Genomic DNA, 8,604 nt, shown 5'->3' with positions numbered 1-8,604 from the left:
TAAAATTAACAGAAGGAACGTATTATCTGGATGAATCCGGAGCATTAGTAGAAGGTTGGAGAGTTATTGATGACACAATGTGTTATTTCCGTTCTGGAGGTTCTTTGCGTTGCAAAGGTGTGACAACAATTATGGGAACTAGTGGATTGGGAACTACTAAAAATACTGTTGTGGACAAACTGGAAAAAATGTATTTAAAGAGTGGCAGAATATATCCCGCATATTATTCACAATATGGTGGAGCGGCTACAATTAGAGAATTTTGTGAGATAATATATGAAGAAGCCACAGATGAAAATGTTAAACCTGAAGTGGTATTTGGACAAGCCATGAAAGAGACGGGTTATTTACAATTTGGAGGAGATGTTCAGATAGAGCAGTTTAATTTTGCCGGATTAGGGGCAACTGGAAATGGTGTACATGGAAACAGTTTTGCTAATATTAGAGAGGGAATACGTGCTCAGGTACAACATTTGAAAGCATACGCATCTAAAGATTCTTTGAATCATGATTGTGTAGATGTGCGCTTTGGATATGTGAATAGGGGGAGTGCGCCATATGTAGAGTGGCTTGGAATAAAGGAAAATCCTAATAAAGCAGGCTGGGCTGCAAGTAGTGAATATGGAATAGATTTAGTTGAAAAATATATTAGCCCAATGTATAAACTATAGGAGAGGAGTTTTAGTTAGCGAATAATTAACTAATTGTATGGAATATGAAGCATGTATTTGTAATTTGCGCATATAAGGAAAGTCAGTATTTAGAAGAATGTATAAATTCATTGATAAGGCAAACGAAAAAAAGTAATATTATTATTGTTACATCTACACCTAATCCATATATACATAATATGGCTAATAAGTATGAAATAGATTATTATGTAAATGAGGGACAAGGTGGAATTACACAGGATTGGAATTTTGGATATAAATGTGCTTTGGAAAAATATCATAGTGAATATATTACGATAGCACATCAAGATGATTTTTATGAAACGAATTATTTATCTACTGTACTAAAAGAGGCTGAAAAAGCGTCCCATCCATTAATTATATTTGGGGATTATTATGAAATTAGAAATGGCTGTAAAGTATATAAGAATCGATTATTGAAAATTAAGCGTTTGATGTTATTACCACTTCGAATTAAAATATTACAAAAATCGAAATGGGTTAGACGAAGAATATTATCTTTAGGATCCCCAATATGTTGTCCTTCAGTTACTTTTACTACCAATAATTTGCCTGATGTAATATTTGAAAATCATTACCGCGCATGCGAGGATTGGGAAGCCTGGGAAAAAATTTCCCGATTGAATGGAGAATTTATATATATTTCTCGACCTGTAATGGGACATAGGATACATGAAGATTCAGAAACTACAGCAGCTATAGGTGATAATAAACGTACGAAAGAAGAATATGAGATGTTTTGCAAATTTTGGCCAAAGATTTTTGCGAGACTTTTATTAAAACAATATTCGAAAGGACAGCAATCGAATCAGTTAAATGTCGATAAGCTGAAGAAAAAATAAATGAAGAAATTAATTATTATTCCAGCATACAATGAAGAAAGTAATATTGTTAAGACAGTTACTGCAATTCAAAAAGATGCAAAAGATTTTGATTATGTGATTATTAATGATTGTTCAACAGATAGGACAAGGCAAATATGTGAGGAAAAAAAATATAATATAGTAAATCTTCCGATTAATCTTGGAATTGGAGGAGCTGTTCAAACTGGATATAAATATGCATTGGAGCATTCTTATGATGTGGCAGTTCAAGTAGACGGAGATGGACAACATGATCCAGAGTTCTTAAATAAAATGGCAGATTATTTAATAGAACATAATTTGGATATGGTAATTGGGTCTAGATTTATTAAATGTGAAGGATTTCAATCGTCTAAATTAAGAAGAATTGGAATTATTTTCTTTTCGAAGTTGATAAAATTCCTTACACGAGTAGAAATAACAGATCCGACATCTGGATTAAGAATGGTTGGAAAAAATGTAATATCACTTTTTGCATTTGATTATCCAAGGGATTATCCAGAACCAGAAAGTGTTGTTGCTGTAATACGAAGAAACATGAGAGTGGAAGAAATTCCAGTTGTTATGAAAGAGCGAGAAGGTGGAGTTTCTTCAATCTCTATGAAAAAATCTGTATATTATATGATTAAAGTAACTTTGGCGATATTAATAGAACGGATTAGAAAGTATTAGAAAGTATTAGAGGTGTAAAAATGAGCGTACGACTTCAGATTATTATAGCAGTATTTATTATTGTTGCCTTAGTAGTAATCGTAAATATGATTAGAAAAAAAAGATTAGAACTTAGATATGCGTTGGCGTGGCTGCTTGTCGGTATAGGAGTATTAATATTAGATTGTTTTCCAAGTTTAATTGATTGGATAGCACAAAAATTAGGAATTGTTAATCCTGTTAATATGTTGTTTTTCTTAGGTTTTTGCTTTTCATTAATAATAATTTTTGTGTTGACTATATCAGTTTCAAGAACTTCTATTAGAATAAAACAACTGACACAGGAATTAGCTTTGTTTGAAAAAAGAGAAGACAAATAAAGCAGGTTTGAAAAAATAGAGAAGATATTTTAAGTAATGAATTAGGTAAGGAAAAAATAAATGCAATATAGAGAAAATAGGTTTGAAAAAAATATAGTAATATTAATATTTATACTAGGTATAATGCTATCTATTTTAATACCTACAGGCCAAATCCCAGATGAGTATACACATCTAACCATGATCGGGGATTCAGTAGGGGTTAAAAATTTTTCTGATAATATAATGAAAAGTGTTTCGATAGATGTGGAAAGACTAGAACAGCACTATGAAGAAAAAATAGATATGAGTCAACAAAAAAATATATTAACTCAGCCACCAATATATACTAGAAGAGAAATGTTGCCAAAGAAGTTATCCATAGCAATCTTGAAGCATTTGCCAGCTACTGTTGGAATTTATATAGGAATAATATTAGGAGTACCTGGATATTGGGTGCTTCAGTTAGGAGAATTATTTGCACTTGCATTTTATGCATATATTTGTTATATTGCATTAAAATTAATTCCGATAAAGAAAACTATGATGGCTTGGTTCATGTTGTTTCCTATGGCATTACAACAAGCTTCGAGTATAAACTATGATGCAGTTTTAATCCCGATGTGCTACCTGTATATTTCCTATATATTATATTTAAAGTATAACGCAGAAGAAATAAAACTAAATAATACATTAATATTATTGACTATGTGGCTCTTGATTACATATATAAAAGTACCCTATGTCTTATTAGTATTGCTCGTATTTCTATTACCCTTAGAAAAGGTGCATATTAGTATTGGAAAATATGAAGTTAATGAGAGAGTAATAAGAAAATGCATGCTCCCAGCTATAATTATAATGAGTGTATGTGCCGTGTTAGGAATATATTTCTTTAGAAAAGTTTGGTTTATACAAATTTTATATGGATTTGCAATAGAATGGAAAAGAGGATTGTATTTATTGTATTCTACAGGTAAAACATGGACAGAGTTTTTGTTTGTTTCGACTGTTGGAAATTTTGGTTGGCTTGATACGCCTATTTCTTTAAATGTTGCATTAATTGTTTTTGGGGTAGTAATTGCATTTGCGCTTATAGATGAAAAAAAAGAAAAAAAATGTATGAATATAAAAGACGTAATAGTAATTGAAGGAACGGCTATTATTTTATGTGTGTTTGTAACATTAGCATTAGTTAATCATACAATTATGGTTATCTTATATGGAAGTGAGGCGGCAAGCGGGACATATGAAATTAGAGAGGCTTTATATCAAATTCCATATATAGGTGGAGTTCAAGGCAGGTATTATCTTCCAATATGTTCATTATTTTTTATTCCACTACATTCTCCGATATGTGTTAGTATAAAAAAACAAAATAAACTATTGAATATTGTTGGAATAATAATATATATATATATTATTACAGTTTTGATAAAGCGATATTGGGGAGTTTAATGCTGAAACGGAGGAAAAATAATGAGAAGAAATAAAGGAATCGATATTGCAAGAGCGATTGCAATAATGTCAGTATTAATATATCATTTTTATGTTCTTGTTGATGGAAATAGATACATAGATTATCCGATTGTTCATGGATTGATTCTTGTTGGTGGTGAAATAGGAGTAACATTGTTTTTTATCATCAGTGGGTACGGCATTTTTTTGTCTATAAAACGGATGGAAGAAAAAGATTATTTTGACTATTGGAAGTTTATGAAAAAAAGATGTGTAAGGATTTTACCACAGTATTATCTTTCATTATTAGTTATAATATTTATAGGTTCTCAGGGATTTGTGCTCAGTAAAGATGGAGTCTGGCATATAATAACGCATGCATTGCTAATTCATAATTTTTTTCCATCTACATGTGGATCAATCAGCACTGTATTGTGGACTATGGGAGTGATATTCCAATTTTATTTAATAGCATATTGGTTGTATAAGGCAGTAAAAGGGAAACCTGTAATAACGTTGTTACTATCAATTATATTTACAGTTGCTTGCAAAATATTAATTTTCCATTTTGTGTTTAAGCAAATGCATATAGAAAATTCATATTATTTTATTTATGGTCGTCAATTATTTACAGCGATTGATAATTTTATGATTGGAATGTTTTTAGCATGCTATGAAGACAAAATAAAAGTGAAAAAAGTTTCTAAATATCTGATTATCATTGTTACTGTAATTATTACATGTGTTTGGTGTATAATGCCGCAGGCATCATACAGACATAGTGATAGTTTAAGCGGTTATATTTGGAGTAGTGTTTTAGCAGTACTATTAGGTATAATGGTATGGTTTTTAGGGACTTATGAATATAAGAAAGATACAAAAGTATTAAAGAGTATTATGTTTATCTCAAAGTATCAATACGGTATCTATTTGTGGCATTTTGTAGTTGCTGCTAATTTAATACAAAATAGTCCGGCATTTAATAAACTAGCACAAAATAGTTTTTTGGGATTAACGTTTATATTATGTGTAATTTGTGTGATAGTAGGATATATATCTACAATAACTTTGGAAGCACCGGATTATGCTAAAGTTTTTAGTAGAAAGTAGGGAAATTAAATGTTTTCTAAGATACAACAAAAAAGATTAGGGATTTACTATATAGTAGATGAGTGTCGTCAGAACAGAAGCATCTTGACGATAAAAGGTTGGATGTGTTCATCAAAATACAAATTAAAAAATGTCCATTTTTTGATTGAGGATCAAAATAAAAACAGATTTTCAATAAAGGGAAAATATGGGATTATAAGAAATGATGTATACCAAGAATTAAAGTTGGATAATGCTCAAAAAAGTGGGTTTTATGCACAGGCAGTTGTGGAAAATATTAAAGAATATAGCGTGTGGATTGTTTTCACATATGAGAATAAAAGGTATAGATTACATCTTGGAAAAGTTGTAAACGATGAAGAGAGCAGTAAAGATGCAGAAGGTCGAATTGCAGAAATTGAGTCTACAGAAAAAGTAATCGATATTGTGGAAAAATTAGAAAAAAAGAACAGTTGTATCTTCAAATTTCCAAAAGAGTATTATGCACAGAGTGTTGATATTATTGTACCTGTATACAATGGTTATCAGTATTTAGAAAAGTTGTTAACATCTATAAAGTTAACAGATATGAATTACAGATTGATTTTGATTAATGATAAAAGTCCTGATACTCGCGTTGAAGATTATCTGGAAGCATATGCCAAAGAAAATGATAATGTAATACTATTGAATAATGAAGAAAATTTAGGATTTGTTCAGACGGTCAACAGAGGATTTGCTATTAGTCAAAATCATGTTGCACTTGTGAATACGGATGTGGAACTTCCAAATCAATGGCTTGAAAGATTAATGTTCCCAATATTTGAAAATAAAGAGATAGCATCGACGACACCTTATACGACTTGCGGTACAATTTGTAGTTTTCCTAAATTCGGTTATGATAATAAATTATTTTTGGATTTAACTGTAGAACAGATTGACAGCGAATTCAAAAAGATACAGCCAAGATATGAAGAGTTGCCAACCGGAGTTGGTTTTTGCATGGGAATCAATAGGGAAGTTCTTCAGGAAATTGGTAATTTTGATGCAAAAACGTTTGGAAAAGGTTATGGAGAAGAGAATGACTGGTGTCAACGTGCAATAGAAAAAGGATATAAAAATGTTCATGTAGAGAATCTTTTCGTTTTTCATAATCATGGTGGAAGTTTCAAAAGTGAAGATAAAAAAAGATATTTAAAAGAACATGAGAAAAAATTATTGCAGAAACATCCGGCTTATAGTAGTGATGTTGCGAAATTTTGTGCTCAGGATCCTAATAAGGATATAAGACAAAGTGTAGAGTTTGAATTGCTACGTAAATATAAAACGGAAAAAACAATTCTTGCATTTGATCATTCACTTGGTGGAGGGGCAACTAAATATTTAGAAAATAAGAAGAAGCAATACCTGGCTGAAGGTAAGAAATTTATTATTATTCGTTATGATTATCTGAAAAATTTATATAAAATTAGTTATTGTTGGAAAAATGATGAATTAAAGATGCAATATAAAGATGCAAAAGATTTGCCAAGGATATTGGAATATTTATGCATAGACGAAATATGGATTAATGAGTTAGTAACTTATCCAGTATTGTATGAGCAATTGAAAAATATAAAAGAGACGGCTAAAAAGAATAATATTCCTGTAAAAATGTTATTCCATGATTTTTTTGCAGTTTGTCCTACAATTAATTTACTTAATAATGAAGATAAATACTGTGAATTGCCATCGTGTGAGACTTGCAATCAGTGCTTGAAAAATAATAAATCATTACAGGCGTTAGATTATGGTTCCATGGAACAATGGCGAGAGGAATGGAAAATATTTTTACGATCTTGTGATGAGGTTGTTGTATTTTCTAATAGCACTAAAGAAATTACTGAAAAAACATTTGGCATGTTAGAGAATATTGTAGTGATTCCACATCAAATAGGATACATGCCACGGATAGAAAAGAAAAATAAGACTACGAAGACCTTGAATATAGGACTTTTAGGAGTTTTGACAAAGCACAAAGGTGGAGATATTGTTGCACAACTAGTAGATCGAATTGAAAAAGAAAATTTAGATATACGGATAAAATTGATTGGAACTTCATGTGTTGATATTAATAGTCCGGTATTTAGTCAGACAGGAGCATATACAAGAGGATCAATCCCTAGGTTGACTTTAGAGAACGATATAGACGCATTTTTGATACCATCAATATGGCCGGAAACATTTTCATATACAACAGAAGAAATTATGAAGATGGGAATGCCTGTTATGTGTTTTGACATCGGGGCACCAGCTGAACGAGTGAAAAAATATGAGAAAGGAATTATTATCCCAAAGATTTCAGCAACGTCTGTGTATGAGACAATAACGAGAAATCAAGTTATTAAAGAGTGCTGTAATAAAAAAATAAATACTCAAAAAATACTTTTTGTGGTTCAGGAAGTTACATTTTCATCGAGGTATCGAATTGATCATTTGAGAGAGCAATTGATACGAAAAGGAATTTCATCAGATTGTGTATCAATAAAAGATGTTAAAAAATGTAATTTGAAGCAATACAATAGTGTAGTTGCTTATAGAATTTCGGATTTTGATAAACTGAAGAGATTAAAAAAGAAAGTACAGAAACTGAACAAAAACATATTTTATGATATTGATGATTATATTTTTAATTATGAGGATATTAAAGATATCGGTTTTTTGAAAGGAAAAGAATATAGAAATTACGAAAATTATACAAAATTGATTAAAAGCTGTATGACCCTTTGTGATGGATATATTGTGTCTACTTTAAGTTTAAAGAAAGTGATAGAAGAACAGTTCCCCGGAAAAATGGTGGTTATTAATCGAAATGTAGCAAGTATGGAGATGACAATTGCTTCATTGACAGTAGATAAGGTTGAAAAAGATTATATTACATTAGGGTATTTTAGTGGAACAAAGACTCATAATGATGATTTTGAAAGTATCAAAGAAGAATTACTTGATATCATGAGAAAAAATGTCAATGTACATTTGTTAATAGGCGGGCAAATTGAATTACCAGCAGAATTTAATGAGGTAAAAGATCAGATTGAGACATTTAAGTTTGTTGCCTGGCAAGACTTACCACAACTTATAGCTAAAGCGGATATTAATTTAATGCCTTTAGAAAATATGATGTTTCATGAATGCAAATCTGAAAATAAGTGGATGGAAGCTGCTTTAGTGAACGTTCCAACAATTGCGAGTTGGAATAATGAATTAGCAACTGTAATAAAAGATGGTGTGGATGGATTTTTGTGTAAAAATTCAGAAGAATGGACAAACAAATTGCAACAGCTTGTTAAAAATGAAAATTTAAGAAAGCAGATAGCGCATGACGCACATGAAAGAGTTATAAAAGAATATATGACAAATGATGTAGAATCAGAAGTATTTAAAATACTATTTAATTAATAAAGACTTCCCATACCCAAAATGGGACTTGTACCTTGAAAACTCTATATTTCA

At 30.5% G+C, this 8,604-nt stretch carries 7 protein-coding genes; all 7 read left to right on the top strand.

Annotated elements, in window-relative coordinates; all coding sequences use genetic code 11:
* Positions 1-671, top strand: a 671-nt coding sequence (locus LI149_RS14525; RefSeq protein WP_227143576.1) for a glucosaminidase domain-containing protein, incomplete at its 5' end; no start/stop codon positions are given.
* Between the two features lie 44 nt (positions 672-715).
* Positions 716-1,534: a glycosyltransferase family A protein gene (locus tag LI149_RS14520; protein ID WP_227143575.1), complete on the top strand. Its 819-nt coding sequence runs from the start codon at positions 716-718 to the stop codon at positions 1,532-1,534.
* A complete protein-coding gene (locus LI149_RS14515; RefSeq protein ID WP_227143574.1) occupies positions 1,535-2,227 on the top strand; it encodes a glycosyltransferase family 2 protein in 693 nt (230 codons plus the stop codon).
* 20 nt (positions 2,228-2,247) lie between these two features.
* Complete coding sequence (locus LI149_RS14510) at positions 2,248-2,586, top strand: DUF2304 domain-containing protein (protein ID WP_227143573.1); 339 nt, start codon at positions 2,248-2,250, stop codon at positions 2,584-2,586.
* A 60-nt stretch (positions 2,587-2,646) separates the two neighbouring features.
* Positions 2,647-4,023 (top strand): DUF2142 domain-containing protein, encoded by a 1,377-nt coding sequence (locus LI149_RS14505; protein WP_227143572.1) that lies wholly within the window; start codon positions 2,647-2,649, stop codon positions 4,021-4,023.
* A 21-nt stretch (positions 4,024-4,044) separates the two neighbouring features.
* On the top strand, positions 4,045-5,133 hold the full coding sequence (locus tag LI149_RS14500) for an acyltransferase (protein WP_227143571.1): 1,089 nt from the start codon (positions 4,045-4,047) through the stop codon (positions 5,131-5,133).
* Positions 5,134-5,142: 9 nt separating this feature from the next.
* Entirely contained in the window at positions 5,143-8,550 is a 3,408-nt protein-coding gene (locus LI149_RS14495; RefSeq protein WP_227143570.1) for a glycosyltransferase, read from the top strand.
* Positions 8,551-8,604: the final 54 nt, after the last annotated feature.

Origin of the sequence: Dorea sp. 210702-DFI.3.17 (assembly GCF_020560825.1) — a bacterium.
Classification (GTDB): Bacteria; Bacillota; Clostridia; order Lachnospirales; family Lachnospiraceae; genus Dorea; species Dorea formicigenerans.
Note: the sequence above shows the minus strand (reverse complement) of the source record. Positions and strands in the feature narration are given on the sequence as shown.

What these genes read in the sequence shown, in the direction of transcription:
- LI149_RS14505 (WP_227143572.1), top strand. Translation starts at nt 2,647, where the DNA reads ATGCAATATAGAGAAAATAGGTTTGAAAAAAATATAGTAATATTAATA.
- LI149_RS14520 (WP_227143575.1), top strand. Translation starts at nt 716, where the DNA reads ATGAAGCATGTATTTGTAATTTGCGCATATAAGGAAAGTCAGTATTTA.
- LI149_RS14500 (WP_227143571.1), top strand. Translation starts at nt 4,045, where the DNA reads ATGAGAAGAAATAAAGGAATCGATATTGCAAGAGCGATTGCAATAATG.
- LI149_RS14515 (WP_227143574.1), top strand. Translation starts at nt 1,535, where the DNA reads ATGAAGAAATTAATTATTATTCCAGCATACAATGAAGAAAGTAATATT.
- LI149_RS14495 (WP_227143570.1), top strand. Translation starts at nt 5,143, where the DNA reads ATGTTTTCTAAGATACAACAAAAAAGATTAGGGATTTACTATATAGTA.
- LI149_RS14510 (WP_227143573.1), top strand. Translation starts at nt 2,248, where the DNA reads ATGAGCGTACGACTTCAGATTATTATAGCAGTATTTATTATTGTTGCC.